General features: G+C 34.2%; 18 protein-coding genes. 8 read left to right on the top strand and 10 right to left on the bottom strand.

Annotation, left to right across the window (positions count from 1 at the left end; genetic code table 11):
• Positions 1–87 precede the first annotated feature (87 nt).
• From EA412_13230 to EA412_13210, 5 genes are all read right to left on the bottom strand, one after another.
• The gene (locus tag EA412_13230; GenBank protein ID TVR76662.1) at positions 88–696 is read right to left on the bottom strand and encodes a flavin oxidoreductase; all 609 of its coding nucleotides are present in this window, start codon (positions 694–696) and stop codon (positions 88–90) included.
• Positions 697–733: 37 nt separating this feature from the next.
• A complete protein-coding gene (locus EA412_13225; protein ID TVR76661.1) occupies positions 734–1,300 on the bottom strand; it encodes a peptide deformylase in 567 nt (188 codons plus the stop codon).
• A gap of 3 nt (positions 1,301–1,303) precedes the next feature.
• The gene (ruvX, locus tag EA412_13220) at positions 1,304–1,711 is read right to left on the bottom strand and encodes a Holliday junction resolvase RuvX (GenBank protein ID TVR76660.1); all 408 of its coding nucleotides are present in this window, start codon (positions 1,709–1,711) and stop codon (positions 1,304–1,306) included.
• A gap of 57 nt (positions 1,712–1,768) precedes the next feature.
• Entirely contained in the window at positions 1,769–2,149 is a 381-nt protein-coding gene (locus EA412_13215; GenBank protein TVR76664.1) for a DUF1573 domain-containing protein, read from the bottom strand.
• 190 nt (positions 2,150–2,339) lie between these two features.
• The gene (locus EA412_13210) at positions 2,340–3,989 is read right to left on the bottom strand and encodes a DNA polymerase/3'-5' exonuclease PolX (protein TVR76659.1); all 1,650 of its coding nucleotides are present in this window, start codon (positions 3,987–3,989) and stop codon (positions 2,340–2,342) included.
• Between the two features lie 214 nt (positions 3,990–4,203).
• Between EA412_13210 and EA412_13205 the strand changes: the two genes are divergently transcribed.
• From EA412_13205 to EA412_13195, 3 genes are all read left to right on the top strand, one after another.
• Positions 4,204–9,219, top strand: a complete 5,016-nt coding sequence (locus EA412_13205) for a translocation/assembly module TamB (GenBank protein ID TVR76658.1) — start codon at positions 4,204–4,206, stop codon at positions 9,217–9,219.
• Positions 9,203–11,524: a hypothetical protein gene (locus EA412_13200; GenBank protein ID TVR76657.1), complete on the top strand. Its 2,322-nt coding sequence runs from the start codon at positions 9,203–9,205 to the stop codon at positions 11,522–11,524. Before EA412_13205 ends, EA412_13200 begins: the two co-directional genes overlap by 17 nt.
• 593 nt (positions 11,525–12,117) lie before the next feature.
• On the top strand, positions 12,118–13,215 hold the full coding sequence (locus EA412_13195) for a quinone-dependent dihydroorotate dehydrogenase (protein TVR76656.1): 1,098 nt from the start codon (positions 12,118–12,120) through the stop codon (positions 13,213–13,215).
• Between the two features lie 319 nt (positions 13,216–13,534).
• Here the strand turns inward: EA412_13195 and EA412_13190 are convergent, their stop codons facing one another.
• Positions 13,535–14,872: a PhoH family protein gene (locus EA412_13190; GenBank protein ID TVR76655.1), complete on the bottom strand. Its 1,338-nt coding sequence runs from the start codon at positions 14,870–14,872 to the stop codon at positions 13,535–13,537.
• Between the two features lie 204 nt (positions 14,873–15,076).
• Here EA412_13190 and EA412_13185 point away from each other — a divergent pair, with 204 nt between their 5' ends.
• Together EA412_13185 and EA412_13180 are read left to right on the top strand one after the other, a co-directional pair.
• Positions 15,077–15,535, top strand: coding sequence for a flavodoxin (locus EA412_13185; protein ID TVR76654.1), 459 nt, complete (start codon positions 15,077–15,079; stop codon positions 15,533–15,535).
• A gap of 303 nt (positions 15,536–15,838) precedes the next feature.
• On the top strand, positions 15,839–17,047 hold the full coding sequence (locus EA412_13180; GenBank protein ID TVR76653.1) for a T9SS C-terminal target domain-containing protein: 1,209 nt from the start codon (positions 15,839–15,841) through the stop codon (positions 17,045–17,047).
• Between the two features lie 129 nt (positions 17,048–17,176).
• On the opposite strand, the gene EA412_13175 is transcribed toward EA412_13180, so the two are convergent.
• Positions 17,177–17,302 (bottom strand): T9SS C-terminal target domain-containing protein, encoded by a 126-nt coding sequence (locus tag EA412_13175; protein ID TVR76663.1) that lies wholly within the window; start codon positions 17,300–17,302, stop codon positions 17,177–17,179.
• A 135-nt stretch (positions 17,303–17,437) separates the two neighbouring features.
• On the opposite strand from EA412_13175, the gene EA412_13170 reads away from it, so the two are divergent.
• Positions 17,438–18,193: a DNA-binding response regulator gene (locus EA412_13170; GenBank protein ID TVR76652.1), complete on the top strand. Its 756-nt coding sequence runs from the start codon at positions 17,438–17,440 to the stop codon at positions 18,191–18,193.
• Positions 18,194–18,268: 75 nt separating this feature from the next.
• Here EA412_13170 and EA412_13165 read toward each other — a convergent pair whose 3' ends face one another.
• On the bottom strand, positions 18,269–18,493 hold the full coding sequence (locus EA412_13165; protein ID TVR76651.1) for a hypothetical protein: 225 nt from the start codon (positions 18,491–18,493) through the stop codon (positions 18,269–18,271).
• A 199-nt stretch (positions 18,494–18,692) separates the two neighbouring features.
• Here EA412_13165 and EA412_13160 point away from each other — a divergent pair, with 199 nt between their 5' ends.
• Together EA412_13160 and EA412_13155 are read left to right on the top strand one after the other, a co-directional pair.
• Positions 18,693–18,953, top strand: coding sequence for a hypothetical protein (locus tag EA412_13160; protein TVR76650.1), 261 nt, complete (start codon positions 18,693–18,695; stop codon positions 18,951–18,953).
• On the top strand, positions 18,940–19,353 hold the full coding sequence (locus EA412_13155; protein TVR76649.1) for a putative toxin-antitoxin system toxin component, PIN family: 414 nt from the start codon (positions 18,940–18,942) through the stop codon (positions 19,351–19,353). Before EA412_13160 ends, EA412_13155 begins: the two co-directional genes overlap by 14 nt.
• A 618-nt stretch (positions 19,354–19,971) precedes the next feature.
• Here EA412_13155 and EA412_13150 read toward each other — a convergent pair.
• Both EA412_13150 and EA412_13145 read right to left on the bottom strand, forming a co-directional pair.
• A complete protein-coding gene (locus EA412_13150) occupies positions 19,972–21,387 on the bottom strand; it encodes a T9SS C-terminal target domain-containing protein (protein ID TVR76648.1) in 1,416 nt (471 codons plus the stop codon).
• Between the two features lie 133 nt (positions 21,388–21,520).
• Positions 21,521–22,252, bottom strand: a complete 732-nt coding sequence (locus EA412_13145) for a rhomboid family intramembrane serine protease (protein ID TVR76647.1) — start codon at positions 22,250–22,252, stop codon at positions 21,521–21,523.
• Positions 22,253–22,289: the final 37 nt, after the last annotated feature.

Here is a 22,289-nt window from a genome sequence, read left to right as displayed (position 1 = left end):
ACTCTTTGGTCATGCGAAGCACTTTTTCCATTTTTCTTTCTTGAGTCTTAGTTCCGAGGTATTCTAACAAAACTTTACAACTAAATCTTAAGGTCGTGCATAAGGCAGGTTTTTGACTTTTCGGAAGTTATAGTATTCATTGAGTCCTGCAACACCGGAAATGCCGGCTTTTTCAGCTTGAAAATTCCCCTCTTCATCTATGTAATCATCATCTATAAAGAGTTTTTTTACTTCCCCGGTGATAATGATAGTATTATTGCTTTTTACTTCAAAGTTTTCTCTCATCTCGAGTGATATTTTTACTGCACTTTCTTTTACATAAGTAACAGGTAAATCATTATCGTGCGTTTCTGTAAGTCCGGATGCTTCAAATTCAGACACTTCAGCATCATATTTTGCCGAGCACTGATGTGCTTTATTAAGAAAACTTTCCTGCACGGAGTTTAAAGAGAAAAAAGGATTTTCCAATAAGTTATTCCAGCTGTCTCTTCGAACAGTAAGCGGACGCATAACAAAACCCATTAGGGGAGGGTTGGCACCAAGGTGAAAAACAGAATTCACTAAAGAGAGATTTGGTATATTTTCTTTTGAGCGGGTTCCTAACAAGTGGATAGTTCTGACTCCCCAAACTGAATTTATCAGATTGGCCCGGAATCTTTTATCCATCTCCATTATGTCATTAAAGTTTATTTGCATGTCAACACAAACGGATGGATTTAAAATAAGTTTATTTTTAAGAAGGGAACCTCATTCTATAATGTATTTTCACTTTTCCTTTGCTTATTTTATCCAGCTTGCCTTTGAGCAATCTTTTTTTAATAACTGAAATGTGATCGGTAAACAAAATACCTTCTATATGATCATATTCATGTTGTATCACTCTGGCGTGAATATCCGTAAATTCATCGGTATGTTCTGTAAAGTTTTCATCAAAATAGCGGATTTTAATATGTTCTTTTCTGTGAACTATCTCACGAACTTTAGGAATACTTAAGCAACCCTCTTCATACGCCCATTCTTTACCGCTTTCTTCCAATATTTCCGGATTGATAAAAACTTTTTTAAATCCGGTATTAGGGCTTTCGTTATCTTTTTCATCTACCAATTGAATAGTATCGATAACAAACAATCGGAGAGAAAGCCCAATTTGTGGAGCAGCCAGACCGACTCCCTCAGCATGATACATAGTATCAAACATATTTTGAATTAAATTGTCAAGATCAGGATAATCTTTTTCAATTTTTTTACAGGTTTTTCTTAATACAGCATCACCGTATGCTACTATTGGAAGAACAGACATAATTTATATTTCATTTAAAAAAGTTTTTAAAATTAAAACCGCACTGATTTTATCTGTATTTTCTTTTTTTTGACGGTCTTTTTTTTTGTAACCACTTTCCACCAGTATTTTTCGTGCATTTTTAGAAGTAAAGCTCTCATCTACTGTGTGTAAGGGCATATCCGGGAATTTTTTATTTATCTGTTTAATAACCTTTGCAATTATCGGGCTTGAGTCAGTAGGCAGATTATTGTTTTCAGGGTATCCGACTACTATACTCTCTACATCTTCTTTAGCAATATAATCGGTTAAATAGTCCATTAAATTTACTGTTTGAACCGTATCCAAAGCAGTACAAATTATCTGTAACGGGTCGGTTACAGCTATTCCGGTGCGTTTCCCACCAACATCTAATGCTAAAATTCTCGCCATACTAAAAAGGCCTTTACTTATTAGGTAAAGGCCTGATAGATTTAGTTATTAATTAAATTAAGATTCTTTAACCACATTTGCAGAAATTCTGAGTGTTGTTTCAGCCGGTTGAGTATTAGCTGTAATAGTTACTGTATTTGTAACGTTTCCGCTTCTGTTGGTGCTGTTATATTCAACAACAATTTCGCCGGTACCGCCCGGAGGAATTGGATTTCTCGGATAATCGGGTACGGTACATCCGCAAGATCCTTTTGCATTTGTAATTATCAGAGGCTCGCTTCCTGTGTTGGTAAATTTAAATTTTTCATTAACTCTAATTCCCTCTTTAAGCGTTCCAAAGTCATGATTTGTTTTGGTAAAAGATATAGAAGTTGTAGGGCCGGAAAATTCCGGAGTAGCAGCAGCTTCCATTTGGTCTGCATTGTTGTTAAAATCCATTTGAACCGGATCGGCAGATGCTTGCTGCGGATTTGATTCGGTTGTAGTGGCATTAGAAGCCGGTCTGACAGATGTGTTTACTTTTGGGGCTGTCATACCGATTAATACTTGTGCTGATAATAAAACAGCAATTACTCCTAATAGTATTGTATTTGTTTGTCCGTTCATAGTGATATATTTGATTACAAAATTAGTTAATTTTCAAAAAATTCTTAAAATCTTTAACGGATAAAGCATTTAAAAGTTTCTCACGAGGCCATAAACCTTTTCTTGCCATCCAGATTCCGTAGATTGTGTCTTCTATGCCTTCAATGCTATGAGCGTCGGGATTAACTGACAGCCACACATCATTTTCTAACATGTAATCCAACCATTTCCAATCGATATCTAAACGGTAAGGGTTAGCATTTAGTTCGATAGCCACATTGTTTTTTGCACAAGCTTCTATAATTTTTTTATGATTTACCGGATAACCTTCTCTGGATAATAAGAGTCTGCCGGTAAGATGACCGAGAATTCTGGTAGCAGGATGTTCAATAGCTTTGATTAATCTGGCAGTAGATTTTTCTTCATTTAATTGCATATTGCTGTGTACTGAAGCTATCACTCCATCAAACTTTTTCAAAAAATCATCATCATAATCAAGACTTCCATCAGCTAAAATATCAGACTCTATTCCTTTTAATATTATAAAATTTTCAAAATTTTCATTTAGACGGTCAATTTCTTCATGTTGTTTGAGAATGCTTTCCTCAGAAAGTCCATTTGCATAAAAAGCGGTTTTTGAGTGATCGCTAATTAACATATACTCATAATTCATTTCAATACAGGCTTCTGCCATATCCTTTAGCTTATTCACTCCGTCACTATAATTTGAATGACAGTGAATGAGGCCTCTGAAATCTTCGTTTGAGATAAGATTTTCCATAGTTTCTGAATCAGCTTCCAGAGACTTTAAGTTTTCCCGGCATTCAGGATAAATATAAGGGAGTCCGGCTTTCTTAAAAATGTTAATTTCTGATTCTTTCTTAAAACGAGCACTTGATTTTTTAATTACTGCTTTGTAAAATGATTGGGGACCGGTAGACTTCAATAAATTTAGCCCTTTTTCCGTAGTGGAAGAAATGTATATTCCTACCGGAGGGCCATCATTAATTTCTTTTTCGTAATAACCTTCTTTTATTTTTTCGTAAGCAGAATTTTCAAGATTTTGGATAAGTTCGTTTAAATCATCATGAATGGCTAAGAATTCCAGTTTGTCGATAGTTTGAGATTTTCTTCTCAGTTGACCGCAGGGAATGATTTCATAATTAGGGTGTGCTAAATTCCATTTGTTCATCAAAAAAGCTGCCTCCTGAAGGGCTGTATGTAAATGAAGTTTGTTTTTGTTTTGTAAATACAATTCTATGGCCTGTTGGAATTTTTCTTGCGTTTTTAATCCGAAGCCCTTTATGTTTGAAAGTTTGTTTTCTTTGCAAGCATAGAGCAGTTCTACCGGCGAACTAATGCCTAATTCTTTCCAAAGCTTTTGAATTTTTTTGGGTCCCAGTCCTTTGATTTGTATTAAATCTAAAATACCTGATGGCGTTTTTAACAGATAGGCGTTTAATAAATCCAATTCACCCTTTTCCATTATTGACTCAATCTTTTGAATAATTGCCTTCCCTAAGCCGGGAATATCTTTCCATTTATTCATCGGAATTTCAGTCAACGGCTCGCTTAGACGATTTAAGTTAAATGCAGCATTTGAATATGAACGTATTTTATATACATTTTCACCATATATTTCCATTATGTCAGCGAGTAACTGAAACATTTTACTCAACTCTTTGTTAGTCATTTTGTTTGTTTGTATGGATTCCAAAAGTAGCTATTTTATTCTTCAAAAATAGATTCCCGGTCAAATTAAAAACTTTAAACTAATAAAAAAATATTTTTTTTAAATTCCCAATAAAATTTAGTTTAAATCATTGAATCTACAGATTTTGCAATGTATTTTAAATAAAATACTCTTTGCAGGGTTATATTTGCAGTAACGTTTTAAAAACTCATCATTGTATTATAAAATACTAAAATATTTTTTTTTAGCTATCACCTCTTTAGTTGCACTATTTTTAGCTGTAGTATTTTTTATTTTTATTTTTCTTCAAACAGATCGTAGCGCACGTTTTTTAGCAGATAAAACAACCAATTTTTTATATAGCCAATATGAGCTGGAAGTTGAAGTTGAAAAAATTTATTACCGCTTTCCTTTAGGGTTGACGATTCAAAATTTCAAAATTACAGACGAGCAGAACCAAACAATAGCGGAGTTTCATGAGCTTTCAGGCAATTTGTCTGTGCGTTCTTTACTCCAACAAAATATTAACCTCTATAAGCTGGATATTAAAGACCTGAATGCAATTGTTGAAAATAGATTGATTGGAGAAGAAACCTCTTTTAATTTTGATTTTATCATAGATAAGTTTGTTTCGGATGAAGCGGTGGAGAAAGAAGAGGAAAGTGGTGAAGCATCATGGGGTTTTACTATGGGACGGATTAGTTTAGAAAATCTGGATCTTACCTATCAGGATCAGTTAAGGAAAGATACTTTTAATGTTTTACTGAAAAATCTTAGTTTGAGAGCTAATGAGATTGATTTTGTTGAAAATATTTACAATATAAATCATTTGCTCGTAGATGGTCTAACTGCTAAAGTTATAATGAATGATTCGGGTATTGAAGAGGTTGAAGATGATGAAGAAACAGAATTGTTTTTGCCATTTGTATCATTGGGGAATTTACAACTAAATAATATCACTACTAATATTTCTCTCAATAATGATAAAGATATTTATCAGTTAAACTGGACTGTATTTGAGATTTATGATTTACTACTTGATAAAGATTTGAATGGAAAATCTCTGAGCTGGGAGGGTTTTAATGCCTATATACATCAAAATATAAAAGGGTCTGATGAAATAATTGTAAAGGATGTAGATATTGATGAAGATGAATTGATATCACAAACAGAAACGATTTTAAGCCTTCCTTTTAAAATTGACTGGGGAAGTTTAAACTGGAAGATTGATAATATAAGCTTTAAGCAAACTATTGATAATGTTGAAGATTTTACTTTTGAAGGTTCTGCCATAGAGCTGGGAATTGATAAAATTGTTCTTGATGAAAGTTTTTACGGGGAAGTTGATATCCAAAAACTGACTTTTGAAAAATTTATGGAATACGAATTGGAATATTTCAGTCTGAATATTTCATCAAATGAAAGCTCAACTCAGCTGAAAAATTTAAAATTGCGCACATTAGATAGTTCATTAGATGCTGAGTTTTTGCTGCCTACAGTAAATGCACTTATTAATTTAGATGACATTCCTGACTTTGATGGGAAACTGACAGCGGATTTAAATCTTAAAAAGATTCGCTCTTTTTTTGATGAAATACCGGATATGGGTCAGGCAGTTATACTCGATGAAAATCTAAAACTTAATATAACTGCTAAATCATCAGATAACATACTGAAAGTTCATGATTTTTCACTCTTGGCAGGCAATCATACCCGCCTTAAGTTTAATGCTTTAGTAAATGAATGGAAAACATTTGACGAGGAAAAAGTAAGTGGAACATTAGTGATTGAGGAATTTATCACCCGAAAATCTGATCTGCGAGGTATGTATGCTTTAGCAGATGTCGAGGAGGGCGGTATTGATATTCCTTCTATGATTGCATTAAAAGGAGATATTAATGGTTCAATGCAAAGAGGTAATTCAGGATTGCAGTTGCGTGCTGATGGTGCGGTAGCTCAAAATAATATCAGATGGCGGGAAGCCGGAGGTAAAATTGTATTAAACAATAAATTAAGAGGTCGCGATATAAAGTTAGGTGAAATACTTAAAATAGATGAAATTGGTAATTTAAGTTTTCAATCCGATCAATATGTTCAATTGAATAGAGATTACTCTTTAGATTCATTGGATGCTTTTCTGAATATAGAATATTTTTCATATAATGAAGCTGTATTTCAAACTCCTGAGTTGTCACTGAGCTATAAAGATGAGAAAGGTAAAATGTTGTTGGTGATAACTGACAGCCTGCTTGATGCAAGATTGAGCGGTGACTTTACAATTTCGGATACACTGCAGACAGCTTTAGTAAATTTCGACCTCAACTACTTTGATAGCCGGTTTTTACTCCAAGAAGATTCTGTAATATTTGAAAATGCTTCTTTAGCATTAAATATAAATGGTTTTGATTGGCAAAATGCCTCAATGGACCTCATGTTAACAGGACCTGACATTTACAGGCAACAGGATTTCTATGCTTTTGAACGTTTTGAGCTTTCATATTTATACAAGGATAAAAATTTTAATTTAAATACCCGCGGGGACTTTTTTACTTTAATGGCAGATGGAGTTTTCGATGCAGATAGTATTTATCCTGCTTTTTATTATCATCTTGCCACTAAAATTCCTTATTTAGATGATGAAAATATTTTAGAAGTAAAGTCTCAACAGTATGTCAATGCTGAAATTGAAGTAAATGCTCATCCTATTTTAAGTGAATGGTTAGCTGAATTCTTAGTTCAGGAGGATGATATTTATATAAATGCAGAGTTTTCAAATATAGATAGTAGAGCAAATGTAGAATTGATTATGCCAAAAGCTGTAGTCAGTGGAATAGATCTTGATAGTACTTTTCTTCAATTAAGGTTTTCAGAAGATAGTTTATTGGCGGATATAAACTTTTATGAAATCAACACAGCAGGTATCACTTTTTACAAACCAAATATTCATAGTCGTTTTGAAGAGAACCGCTTAACAACAAACTTGCTTTTAAGAGATAGTCTATATGCAGATTTTTTTAAGATAGGTTTTCATATGTTTGAGCAAGAAGATGGCTATTCAGTTTCTGTAGATACATCCGGTATTTTTATTGCCGGCAATTATTGGAACATACCGGCTGAAAATGTAATTTTTATGCGTAAGGATGCATTTGAGGCTCAGAATTTCGTATTTTCATATTTGAATCAACGTGTTGAAGTGCAAACAGGGGAGTCCTCTAAAGGATTACCCTTACGTTTGTTAATAAATAATTTTGAAATAGATTTTTTAAATCAGTTCATAGCAGACGAGAATATTGCTATAGGAGGATTGCTTCAATTAGACGGTAAGCTGAACGATTATGAGCCGGAAGTTGATTGGAATGCGAATATGCAAATAGACAATCTGATATTGTCAGGTTTGGAAGCCGGGAAACTGTCACTTTCTGCTGAAAAACGCATTGAAAGTCCCTATTTTTTTGATATAACTTTAGATGGCCCTGCCGGAAATTTAAGAGTTGATGGAGAATTTGAAGAGCAGGAAAGTGCTTTTGACCTGGACTTAAATTTACAGAATCTAAACCTCTCACTTGCAGAAGATTTTGTAACAGAGGATTTAGAATATTTAAGAGGTTTTGCTGATGGAAATATGCGTTTAACCGGCACCATTGAAAATCCGGAATGGAGTGGTAGAATAACCTTCAGGAACATGGAAACTAAAATTGCTTATTTACAGACAGATTTTTTTATAGATAATCAGCATATAGATTTTGAAAATACCGATATCAGCTTTAATCAGTTTCGAATAAGAGATGCCCAAAACAGAACCCTGACTTTGAGTGGTAAAATAGCTGCGGAAAACTTAGAAAATCCGACTTTTGATTTACGAATACAGACGAATCGTTTCCGGGTATTAAATACGACCAGGGATGATAATGAGCTTTTTTATGGCAGTATATTTATTGGGGGAAATATTGATTTTACAGGAAGTCTTATCAGTCCTAGGGTACAGTCAACTTTAGTTCTTGAAGATGGAACTGATTTAACAATTATACTTCCGGATTCAGAAGTAGATGTAATAGAAGAAGAGGGTATTGTTGAATTTGTCCGCCTGGATGAGTTTGGTAGAGTTTCAGATACAAAAACGGACACTATAGCTGAATTTCCGGATAAGGTAGAGCTGCCGTTTCAGAATGTAGTTTTTAATGCAAATGTTCGTATTTCACAAGATGTACGAATGAAAGTAGTTATAGATGAGCGGGCAAATGATTTTTTAGAAATTCAGGGTGGTGGAAATCTGGCAGTAGGGATGGATGAGAGCGGAATTTTATCTATGAGCGGAAGGTATGAATTGAGTGGCGGAAGTTATCAAATGAGTTTTTACAATGCAGTAAGAAGGCGATTTGAAATTTCTGAAGGAAGTAGTATAAACTGGTTTGGAGACCCTTTAAATGCCGAAATGGATATAAAAGCGGTTTATGAAATAAGGACTGATGCGGCTGATTTGGTAATGTCGCGAATGCCATCAGGAAGTTCCGAAAACAGAAATGTAAGACAGCTGCTTCCATTTGAAGTTTTGATGAGTTTAAAAGGAGAGTTATTACAACCTGAAATCACCTTTGATATTGAAATGCCGCCACAGGAAAGAGGAGCCTTAAATGGTTTGGTTTACAGTCAGATTCAAAACCTGAGAAACGATGAATCAGAAATGAATAAGCAAGTTTTTTCTTTATTAATTTTAAACAGGTTTTTGCCGGAAAGCGGAGATGGATTAGGCGGTGGCGGTGGCATTGAATCTACTGCAAGAACCAGTGCCAGCAGAATACTCACTCAACAGCTAAACCGATTAAGTGCTCAATATATTCCGGGTGTAGACATCAGTTTTGACCTTGACTCCTATGAAGATTTTGCTAATGGTGAACAGGTAGGTAGAACGGATTTGCAAATTCAGGTTTCCCGTTCTTTTTTAGATGAACGTTTGCGTGTGGAAGTTGGAGGAAATGTTGAGTTGGAAGGTGAAACAAGAGAACAGGGCTGGGGAGATCTGGCAGGTGATATAACTTTGGAGTATAAAATTACAGATGACGGTCGGTTAAAATTAAAAGGGTTCAGACGAAAAGACTATGAAAGTTTTCCGGAAAGTCAATTAATAGAAACAGGAGTAGGAATTATTTTTAAAAGAGATTATAATTCATTTGGTGAGCTTTTCAGAAACACTAAACGAAAAGAAGAAGAAACGAATGTCAGTGAAGAATAAAATATTAAAAAAGGGATTTGTATGGAGGACTCAAAGCGTTGTGAGAGCTTTGCTGCTGCTGACCTCTGTAATTTTATTTTCCTGCAGCCCATATAAGCATCTGGAAGAAAATCAAAAGCTTTATACGGGTAGCTCAGTAAAATTTAGCGGAGATGAAGAAGTGCGTTCCAAAGATATTAAAAGACTGGAAAGTGAAATTGAAAAAGTATTGTTACCCGGACCAAATAAGAAAGTCTTTAAACTTTTCTATGCACGATTGTGGTTTTATAATATTGCAGGAGAACCTACCGGCCGTGGGCTAAGATATTTACTAAGAAACAGATTGGGTGAGGAGCCTGTACTAATTGATGAAGTTAATCGTGAAAGACGTTTGCGGCTAATATCCAACAGGGCAGCAAATTTGGGATTTTTTGAGACCGTAGTTACCGACAGCTTAAGAACGAAAAATAAACGGGCATCTATCAAATACAGAGTTGAGTTAACTCCTTTTTACACTTTAGATAATATTTACAGACCATTTCAGGATACCAGTAATTTTACCCGGGATATTCACCGGGTGATGATTAATACTACTTTGGAAAGTGGAGATCAGTATAATCTGAACAATTTGGTAAAAGAAAGACAACGAATTGAAGAGGAAATGAAAGAAATCGGCTATTATTATTTCACAGCGAATGACCTGATTTTCAGAGCAGATACAACAGCCGGTAATCGAAAAGTAAACCTTTCCCTTCAATATAAAGAAGATTTGCCTCAAAGGAATATGCAGGTTTTTCATATCAATAAAATGTATCTTGAAATAAATAGTGATAATACGGACAGATCAAAAGATACCATAGTTTCAGATTTTTATATTATAGATCCGGATAAAAACTATAATCCGAGTATGTTTTCAAACTTACCTTTGATGCCGGGAGAACGCTACAGCAGATCAAATCACAGGGCAATCTACAGACAGTTGATGGAGTTAGGTGTTTTTCAGTTTATACAACTCCAATTCAGAGAAGCAGGTGAAGGTAAATTGGATTTATATATGATTGCTACTAATTTCCCAAAGCGTTCTCTTTCTGCGGAGTTACTGGCTGTAACCAAATCAAATAACTTTACCGGCCCGGTCTTGAACAGCCGCGTAGTCAATAGAAATTTATTTAACAGAGCTGAACATTTTTATGTTGAAGGTAGCTTTGGTTTTGAAACACAGATTGGCGGTGATTTTCAAGGTTTATTTGCCTATGATTTCTCATTGGAAACAGGCTTGGAATTCCCTCGTTTGCTACCCCGGAATTTTATTAATCAGCGAAATACATGGAGCTTACCTAAAACCACCATTTCTGCCGGGTTTCAGCTGATAAACAGAGTTGGATTTTTTAGAATGAATAACTATAACCTAAGGTATCAGTACAGCATTCCACACACTCAGACAATTCGGCATGTGATTAGTCCTTTTCAGCTACGTTTTTTACAATTAAATAATATTTCAGATGATTTTCGCGAAGAATTGGAACGAAATCCTTTTTTAGAGCGGTCTTTTGAAGAACAGTTTATTCTGGGATTGGGGTATTCTTTTTTCTATAATTCACAAATGAAGGAAAGTAGAATGTTTCGGCACTACCTCAATGTTAATATAGAGACAGCAGGAAATGTACTTTCAGGCATAAATAGTATAGTAAGTGAAAAAAATGATGAAGGTCTCTATACATTTATTGGTAGCAATTTCAATCAGTTTATAAAATCTGATTTTGATTATCGTTTATATTGGAATCTCGGAGAGTTTTCATCTTCTACACTGGTTTTTCGTTTGTTTGCCGGTGCCGGTTTACCTTATGGTAACGGAGAGTATTTGCCTTATATCTATCAGTTTTTTACCGGTGGATCAAATAGTATCAGGGCATTCAGGCCGAGAGGACTTGGCCCGGGCAGCTATGCACCGGAGGAGGAAATAAGTTACTTTGACCGGACAGGTGAAATTAAACTTGAATCAAATATTGAGTATCGGTTTCCTATTTCAGGCATGTTTAAGGGTGCCGTATTTACAGATATAGGCAATATATGGCAATGGGCACATCTCGATGTGGAAGAAGAGAAAAAGTTTTACCCGGATGATTTTTATGAAACATTGGCCGTAGGTGCAGGAATTGGTCTAAGAATTGATTTAAGCTTTTTTGTACTTCGTTTTGACCTGGCTTTCCCGCTTAGAAATCCGATGCTGGAAGAAGCGTGGGTTATTTCAGATATAAATCCTTTCAAAAGAGAGTGGCTCAGAGAAAATTTGATTTTAAATATTGCTATCGGATACCCTTTTTAGTATAATTTTTTGAATACTTGTTTGAAGGTTTTTGTTAAAGAATTCGTCATTTTTTCCTGTTTTGTGCAATGGGTCACCCGGTTCTAATTTTTGTTTCATGGAGTAGTTTTTTAATTTGCTGCATGCATCTACTAACATTTACAGAATCAGGATTTTAAAAAAATTGAATAATAGAACATTCGAACAATTGAACAATCGAATATTGAAGTAAAATAAAATAAAAAAAGTATAAATATTGTATAAGCAAAAAAGTAAAGAAACGGGTTACGTTTAGTAACGTTCTAATTTCTGATTTCTTCATTCAGATGTTCAATTGTTCAAGTCAACCATTGCTGTTTAGTGCAATGGGTCACCCGGTTCTAATTTTTTGTTTCAAGGAGTAGTTTTTAATTTGCTGCATGCATCTACCAACATTTACAGAATCAGGGTTTTAAAACAATTGAATAATAGAACAATTGAACAATCGAATAGTGAAGTAAAATGAAAGAAAAAGTTTGTTTCTGAGTTTAATGAGTTGATTTACTTTCATTAAGCAGCCATAAATTTGCTTTTAGTTCGTACAATAATTTAGCATTATATGAGTTCAATTATTAATGATACGATTATTATATAAAAAAGCGCTTAAACCGATTCTATTCAAGATGGATCCTGAATATGTGCATGATGTTTTTGTGAAACTGGGAAATCAGGCCGGGAAATGGAGTTTGGGCAGGCATCTATTAGCCTCAGCCTACAAATACAAAGGTCCTTCTATTGAAAAGGAGGTCGATGGAATAAAATATAATTTACCGCTTCAATTAGCTGCCGGATTTGATTACAATGGGAAGCTGGCCCATGTTTTGGACTGTATCAGTTTTGGAGGAGAAGAAATTGGCTCAGTAACTGCTCGGCCTTGTAAAGGAAATGAAAAGCCCAGACTAAAGCGAATGATTAAATCTCAGGCATTGGTTGTCTATAAAGGGCTTAAAAATGATGGTGTAGAAGCAATTATTCAACACCTTAAAAAGACAAAAAAGCCCGTAGGATTTATTTGGGGCATTAGTATTGCCAAAACCAATGATGCACAAAGTGCAAGTATGGAAGAAGGAATTGAAGATTACTGTTATTCTTTCAGGCGATTGAATGAAGAGCAAATCGGGGATTTTTATACGATTAATATTTCATGTCCGAATGTTCACGGCGGTGAAAGCTTTACTACACCAGAGATGCTTGAGCCTCTATTGAATAAACTTACCCAAATACCTACAAAAAAGCCGGTGTATATAAAGATGCCTATTAATCTTAAATGGGAAGAATTTAATGAACTGCTTAGTGTCATTGATAAATATCCGGTTCAGGGTGTGGTTATCGGGAATTTAAACAAAAAATATGAAGATGCTGACTTCCCTGAAGAAGCTCCGGAAAACTATAGGGGAGGATTAAGCGGTAAAACCTGCCGGAAATTATCTACTGAACTGATTCGAAAAACAAAAGAAAACTGGAAGGATCGTTTTACTATTATTGGTTGTGGAGGAATCCTTACGGTTTCTGATGCTATGGAAAAATTAGATGCGGGGGCAGACCTTTTACAAATGATAACCGGAATGATATTCGAAGGCCCGCATTTGATGAAAGATATAGCATCTGCCATAGCCGAAAAAAATATATCGCAGAAAAAAGAAGAATCAATTACGGTTGAATCTACCAGGTAAATTGCGAATTTACAATAAGTCGTTTGCTACCTGTTTTGTGCAATGGGTCACCCGATTCTAAATTTTTGTTTCAAGGAGTAGTTTTTAATTTGCTGCATGCATCTACCAACATTTACAGAATCAGGGTTTTTAAAATAATTGAATAATAGAACATTCGAACAATCGAATAGTGAAGTAAAAAGTACAGAATCAAAAGTTGATTTCAGTAACATTCGAAATTCTGATTTCTTCATTCAGATGTTCTATTGTTCAAATTAACCATTCCTGTTTTGTGTAAAGGTTCGTCTACGTCGCACACTAAACAGGAAATTTTGCATCTCTATAGTAAATCGTTTGCGAGATTAGCTAAGGCTGAACGTTCACCTTTTTCAAGGGTTATATGGCTGTAAACACTTTGGCCTTTAAACTTGTCAATAAGATAAGATAAACCATTGCTTTGGGTATCCAGATAAGGAGTGTCTATCTGAAAAATATCACCGGTAAAAATAATTTTTGTGTTTTCTCCGGCTCGGGTTATAATGGTTTTAATTTCATGAGGGGTTAGATTTTGAGCCTCATCAATTATAAAGATGATATTGCTGATGCTTCGGCCTCTGATATAAGCAAGGGGCGTAATCATTAGCTTTTCGGAGTCAAGCATTTCAGTGATGTTTTTAAAATCCTTATCTTTTTCGTTATACTGATTTTGTATGGTTTTGAGATTATCCCAAAGTGGTTCCATATAAGGATTAAGCTTTGACTTGATGTCTCCCGGTAAATAGCCAATGTCTTTATTACTCAAAGGAACAACCGGTCTGGCTAGATATATTTGTCTGAAGTCACGTCTTTGCATCAGAGACCCTGCTAAAGCAAGTAATGTCTTTCCGGTACCGGCAACTCCCTGAAGGGTTACGAGTTTTATATCCGGGTTTGCAATTGCATGTAAAGCAAAAACCTGTTCAGCATTTCTTGGCTGAATTCCGTAAGCCTGCTTTTTTTCTATTTTTTCGATTTTCCCTTTGTCATGGTTGTAGTAACAAAGCGCAGAGGTTTTATTACTTTTTAATATAAAAAACTGATTAGGGGTAGGAGTTGTTTTGGTGATTTCTTTGAATTCAATTTCATTTTCAGCATACAATTTGTCTATGGTCTCCGGATTGACATTTTCAATAATAGATTTTCCGGTAAAAAGGGTATCTATATTTTTTATCTTCCCGGTTTCGTAATCTTCAGCATGGACATTTAAGGATTTTGCTTTTAACCGCAGATTGATGTCTTTAGAAACTAAAATCACTTTTTTATCGGGATGTTCTTTTTGCAGTAAAAGAGTGGTATTCAGTATTTTATGATCAGCTTTTATATCTCCGAATATTTTTTGTGCATCAATCTCAGCCCCGGCTCCGGGTTCCATAATTACTTTAAAGTTTCCTTTTGTTTTACCGTTAAGCGGCATCCATTCATTGAGCTTGTTGTGGTCGGACAGCTTATCCACAATCCGAATAAACTCCCTGGCTTCAAAGTTTTTGCTATCGTTTCCTTTTTTAAAATTATCGAGTTCTTCCAGTACAGTAATAGGTATGGCTACATCATTGTCCTGAAAAGTATTAATTGCATTATGGTTGTAAATAATGACTGAGGTGTCTAATACAAATATTTTTTTAACTTTCTTTTGGGCCATTTTTTATAAGCTATTGTTAAGAAAACTAAAGATACATTGAGGAGTTGTGAAATAGATATTTGGAGGATTATTCTTATCCACATTATTTTGTGTTTAAAGAGATATTTTAAATTTAAAAAGGGGGCCATTCAGTTAAGCTCTTATTTTGAAAAATCACACAATTCCGCCCTTTTTTAGGAAAAGTGACTATTTTACAGCTTGATTATGAAAAAAAGATTACTAATACTTTACCATTCTCAGCAAGGGCATACTGAAAAGCTGGCCAAAGCTTGCCGGGAGGGTGCTTTAATGGAAAAGGGTGTGGATGTTCAATTAAAAAGAGCTTTTGAGGTTGAGTTGAAAGATATTGAAGAAGCTGACGGATTGATTATTGCCACTCCGGAGTATTTTGGGTATATGAGTGGCGCTGTAAAAGATTTTTTTGATCGCACCTATTATCCTTCCAGGGAAAAGGAATTGCAATTGCCCTACTGTTTGCTGATATGTTGCGAAAATGATGGCAGCGGAGCAAAGCGTCATATTGAAACAATAGCTTCCGGATATATATTGAGAAAAGCCTTAGAAACGCTGATTATCAGAGAGCATGAGTTGAAAGATCGTATCAATGAAGCAAAAGAGCTCGGTCAAACATTCGCAGCGGGTTTGGTTTTGGGCATTTTTTAGTTTTGGGTTAGAATGTAAACCATGCTTTTTTTAGCATAGATGTTTAGCGATATTACTTTTTTTATCATCAATCTTTACTCTATTGCTTAGTGCTGCGACCATAATTTCCTTAAGTCTTGATTTTTCGAAATTTTAGATTTGGTTTATTGTGCTGACTTTAATCTTAAAACTCTACTTATTTGCATAAAAATGTAAAATAATTTAATATATTTGATGCAGTTATAGATATTATTATATAGTCTTACTGTTTTTTAGCCAAAAAGTAAATAAGCTATTTTTTAGTTTTCACTCTAAATTAATTTTATGAGATTAATCATTATCACATTATTTTTATATGCCTGGGGCCTTACTTATTCTCAAAACTGTCTTGATTTATCAGCATATAGCGACAGCTATCTTCAAGATGTTTCAACTGATGATGTGACTTATCCTGTTGGAAGTGCGTTTATTTCTAATAACTTTATTACATATGTCAAGCCATCAATAGGCAATGCTTATGGATATATTTTAGGTGATACGTTGAAATTTGATGGAGAATTAGACATTGATGTATCGACTTTTACTTGCAGTAATAAAAAGCTTGAATTTTATAATGGAGAGTGGGGGCATTTCGGAATAGCGGTAGATAATGATACCATATTTACAGGCCCTGCTACACCTCCGACAAATTATGTTGGTACGGGTTGGGTTTATGAATATGATGGAAATTTAAAGTTTACTATTACCGGAGATTTTAATATTGTCAGCTTGCTTTCCGGACCAAATCAAGAAGTTTTTGGAACTTGTCTTTCTTGTGAGGAAGAGAGTAGTTGTCTTGATTTATCAGCATATAGCGACAGCTATCTTCAAGATGTTTCAACTGACGATATAACTTATCCTGTTGGAAGTGCATTTATTTCCAACAATTTCATTTCATATGTAAAGCCGTCAATAGGCAATGCTTATGGATACATTTTAGGAGATACGTTGAAATTTGATGGAGAATTAGACATTGATGTATCAACTTTTACTTGCAGTAAAAAAAAGCTTGAATTTTATAATGGAGAATGGGGTCATTTTGGAATAGCGGTAGATAATGATACCATATTTACAGGCCCTGCTACACCTCCGACAAATTATGTTGGTACGGGTTGGGTTTATGAATATGATGGAAATTTAAAGTTTACTATTACCGGAGATTTTAATATTGTCAGCTTGCTTTCCGGACCAAATCAAGAAGTTTTTGGAACTTGTCTTTCTTGTGAGGAAGAGAGTCTGAATATCAAAGAAATCAATAGTTTTTACCCTGTGCTTTATCCAAACCCTATAGATGACATTTTAAATATAAAAATAGCAGACTATGAAAAATACACTGCCAGAATTTATAGTGTTTCAGGAATCAACTTAGGTAATTTTGAAATATCTGAGTCGCCGGCAAGTTTTCGTTTAAGTTATTTAAAATCGGGTATTTACTTTGTGAAATTAGAAAATGTTAGCGGTAAAGTTTTTCATTACAAAATAGTAAAACTGTAGGTTTTATTCAGATGTGAATTATTATACATTTTTAGTTTTTATTTGACGATTACCAAATTAACAAAAACCTGCCTTAATTTTATATTCCCTGCCTAATTAAGTTTTCACTTGTAAATTATCCCACCGACCTCACCGAATCATCAACTTCCGGCTATAGTTTTTGCCTTCTATTTGCAAAGTCAGTATGTACATACCCGAATTCAGATGTCCGACGGGGATAGAGTAGTCGTTTTTTGGAGAGAAAAATGAAATTATAGTAAGATTTTTTCAAAATTAGAACTGCAACAACATTCGTTTACTCCACTTAATTCAACATTATCTTCTTTTATGCAACGTTAACTAAATTTGAGTTTGTCTTCTGCAACACTTTGTTTATTTTGTGAAAAAAAAATGACGACCTGTATAATAGTTGATGATGAAAGAAACGCAAGAGAATTTTTAGAGAAATTGATAAACAAACATTTCCCTAAAAAACTCATTGTATTGGATACTGCCTCTTCAGTAAATCAGGCTGTCAACCTGATTAAAAAGCATCATCCGGAATTGGTTTTTCTAGACATTCAAATGCCCGAAGAAGATGGCTTTGAACTTTTTAAATACTTCAATAATATCTTTTTTGACATCATCTTTACGACCGCACATAAAGAGTATGCAATTGAGGCTATTCGTCATGCAGCTTTGGATTATCTTTTGAAACCAATTAATATGATTGATTTAAATGATACTATAAAAAGGCTTGAGAGAAAAGGAGCAGTTGCTACAAATCAACAGCGGATAACAGCTTTATTAGAAAACATGAACAACGAATCGGGAATACTAAATAAAATTGCTGTTCCAACAACAAATGGTTATGATTTAATCAAAATTAGCGGTATTATGTATTGCGAAGGAATGGACAATTATAATAAATTGGTTACTTTTTCAGGAAAAGAAGTTTTAGTAACAAAAACTCTAAAGAAAATGGAGGAGTTATTACCAACTGAAACTTTTTTTAGGATACACAAATCTGTTTTAGTTAACCTGAATCATATTTCAGAATATAAGCGTGGTGATGGATATTCAGTAATTTTGACTAACGGAAAAAAATTGCCTGTTTCGCATAGAAAAAATGAAAGCCTTGTAAAAAGGTTAACGGGTAAAGTTTAGTAACTTGAAAACGAATCCATTGCAGTCTGCTTTAGATGACTGATAAAAAGATTGAGTAAGTGGCTTTAGCTAAATTTATAAAAGATAGAAAAGTATGCGGCTAAAGCCTTCTTGATTCGAAAAGTTGTCCCGGTTGGCTAAAGCCAACGGTAATAGATTGTTGAACTTACTGCCATCAAGAAAGTTGTTTGATTGATTTTTAAATAAAGAATAAGCAATTTTAGATTGAAAATGGAATCCATTGCAGTCTGCTTTAGCTGCCTGATTGAGTATGTAGTAAATAAGTGGTTTCAGCCACATTTCTAAAATTTAATAGTCTGTAGCATAAGCCAATGGTAATGTGTCATACTTTCAATTCAAGCCTAACGATTTTCAAACAAAACTTTTTGCTAAATATTGTCGTTTAAATGATGTAACTTAGTACAAGAAAATACTTGATGCTCATTGATTTTTTCATGAGTATAAAGAATTTCTAATTAACAAAAGGAAACATTTTAAAATGAAACAATCTGCTATTAAACTCAACGATAAAGTTGCAAAAGCCTACGAAAACACTCCACCCAAAGAGCGGAAAAAGCTTGATGATATCGTTAACAGATGGTTGAGTAATATTTTTTCACGGTCAACAGATCCTGTAAAGAAACTATTTAATACGATGGAAGAAATTGGGGTGGAAGCAAATGAAAAAGGGATTACTCCTCAAGCCCTTGATGAAATACTTGAAGAAATTAAGGAAGAAATGAGGCATGAAAAAGAGTAAGTGTTTTGTTTTGGACACTAATGTAATTGTCAGTGGAATATTATTCCCAAATTCTGTTCCAGCCCTAGCAATCAAAAAAGCTTTTAATACCGGAAAGGTAATTGTATCAGAGGAAACTATGAAAGAACTTACAAGAATATTAAGTGATAATCGGTTTGACAAGTATGTTTCTTTTGCAAAGCGTCAGGTTTTTTTACTTAATTTTGAAAATGTATCTGAAATTGTTGAGCATATTGATAATGTTAAATTGTCAAGAGACCCGAATGATGACAAATTCCTATCTTTGGCAAATTCAGGGAAAGCTTCTGCAATTATCACAGGAGACAGTGATTTACTAACTTTGCACCCATTTGGAAAAATTCAAATTATTACTCCTGTTGAATTTCTTGAAAAATTTTAAATTGAAAAGCAATCTATTGCAGTCTGCTTTAGCTGACTGTTAAAAATTAGAGTGAATTAGTGGTTTTAGCCACATTTTAAGATTGAATAGTATCCAGATAAAGCTAATGGTAATAGATGAGTCATTATACTTTCAATACAAGCCAGATGATTTTCAAACCAAACTTTTTGGAAAATTTTGTCGTTAAAATGATATATCTTAATTTTTAAAAAGTGTTCAATAAAGTCTGCTTTTTTCAAAAAAATAAGGAATTTCTAATAAACAAAAGTAAATATCAGAAATGAAGCAATCTGTTATAAAACTAAATGATAAAGTTGCAAAAGCTTAAAAAATACTCCCCCTAAAGAACGAAAAAAGCTTGACGATATCGTTAACAGATGGTTGAGTAATATATTTCGCAATCAACAGATCCCAATTATAAACTATTTAATACGATGGAAGAAATTGGGGCGGAAGAAAATGAAAAAGGCATTACAACTGATTCACTTAATGAAATTCTTGAAGAAGTGAAGGATGAAAAAGGATAAATGTTTTGTTATAGACACCAGTGTAATTGTTAGTGGTATTTTATTCCCAAATCCTGTTCCGGCTCTGGCAATCAAAAGAGCTTTTAATACCTCACCGAATCATCAACTTCCGGCTATAGTTTTTGCCTTCTATTTGCAAAGTCAGTATGTACATACCCGAATTCAGATGTCCGACGGGGATAGAGTAGTCGTTTTTTGCATAAAAGCTTTGTCTGTGCACAGTTTTGCCGGATAAATCGGTTAGTAATAAGATATGCTTCTTGTCGCAAGGTACATTTTTAACAACAAGCTGTACCTGCTCATTTGCCGGATTTGGATAAAGATAAAACTCTGCTTTTGGAATCGTGTTTTCATCTATGCCAATATAGCATATTTCATCAACGATGTCATAAGCTGATACACCGGCTAATGGAATTTTAAATACCTGGTGATTGGTGTACAAGTTAAATTGATTGTCCATACCGGCTAAAAACCTCCCATTATCAGTTGTATAATCTATCATTATTCCGGGATCTGATGACCACCAAGGTACTGAAGGAGAAAGCGAGTATGCTTTGTTGGCTTTTACACTAAGATGTCCGGTGTTTTTTAAATCCCAGTTTTCTACACCAAAGAAGCTTAATTTTGAAGAATCAGACTCATTGCTTATAATAACAATTTGTTCTGCTTCATAGGCATATAAAGAGATATCTAAAATACTATCTGCTTCCATAAGTAGTTTTGTTGAAAATGAATCCGCCTGTGGAAAGTAGTCTGTTACGTAAACTTGATTGCTATCAGTAGATATGAAATAAATTTTATTAAATTTTTCATTGGAAAAGCGAACTGTTCCGGGTAAAGAATCAAGTAACAGACTTTGAGTAATTGAATCTTGATTGGTATTTAAAAGCTTGTATTCTAATTCTCCGTCTGTATTTAAACCTATTAAATGGTAATGAGGTAAATATGCAGAGCTTCCACGTTCCATATGGTTAATGTCAGTAAGGTTTGTTGAAATAGAATCAATTACATTCAGTTCATAATTGATTTTGTAAACCTTAACAGTAGAATCTATTATTGCAAAAGCTAAAAAATGGCTTCCGGTATGTTTTAAAGATTGAATTTGGGGTATGTATATTTTTTTGGTGATTTCTGAAGGGTTATTTAATGCATTCCAGTTGTGTGTCATCTTGTAAATCGTATCATGAGAGCTAAATGTAAACCTGTCAGCATTTATTATAATTGAAGAAGTTGCACCGGTCAAAGTTAAAAGACTGTCAGGGGTATTGACTTTTACAAATGTACTGGATTCTGTCACCAAAATACCGGATGGATTTACCGAATCTTTTGAAAAGCCAAAAACAAAGCCGGGGGCACAAATATTCTTCATTTGAAATTGCAGCACATCATCGTTTACTTCAATTACATCCTCATTAGATATTTTAAAGACTTGAGACTGTTGGGCAGAAATATAGCAAGTAAAAAATATGAGAATTAATAAGCTAATTATGAATTTAAGAGTATGCATAATCCTATGAATTTATATTAAAAAACATGTTAAATATACATAATTTTTTGATCTTGCATTTCCATAGAATTGTTATTACAGAACAAAGCTCCCTCTCTATTCTGCATTTAGAATATAATTTTTCCCAAAAACCCTATGGAATCACGCCTTTCTTCCAAGCAAAATAAATAATCACCCCTGCAAAACCACCACCTAAATGACCGAGTGCAGAAATATTGCCATCCAAAAAGAGTTGGCTGTAAAGCAGGAATAACTGAAACAGTAAAAAAATACCTACATACACCCTTACCGGCATTCCTTTGCGCAAAACGGCCCATTGCAAAGCAAAAAAACGAAGTACAGCACCGATAAAAGGAATCCATAAAATCCGGGATTTTGGGAAGAGCATTGCATAAAAAGTAAGCAGTCCAAAAATACCGCCACTGGCTCCAACCAGCGGCATATCTGAAAACATACCGTGCAGCCATGAACCGAGAGCGGTAGATATAAAAAATAAACCCAACATTCTTCGCCTTCCAAACCTGCATTCAACATGCCGGCCAAACAACCAGAAAAAATACATATTTCCAATCAGATGCATCCAGCTGCCATGTAAAAAAGCACAGCTAAACAGACCGGTGAACCATTCAAAACCATCTTTTTGCGGGTAAAAAGCAAAATTCCCAAACATAAACGCCATATTATCAGGCATCCAGGCAATGATTGAAATAACACTGATTAGGGCAATCATGCTATTTGTCAGCCAGGGAGTATTATGTAGCGGACTTTCATGAATTTTTACCGGTTTGCCAATTAGAAATAAAAGCCTGTTCAGCCAACTGAGTTGCTTATTTGTTTCCTTTACTGCAAATAAAATATGAAACATTATCGGTTTTTGAGTAATAAATTAGTGCAAATATAAA

Source organism: Chitinophagaceae bacterium (assembly GCA_007695095.1).
Taxonomy (GTDB): domain Bacteria; phylum Bacteroidota; class Bacteroidia; order Chitinophagales; family REEL01; genus REEL01.
The sequence above is the reverse complement of the archived record's forward strand: the minus strand, read 5'-3'. Positions and strand labels throughout refer to the sequence as shown.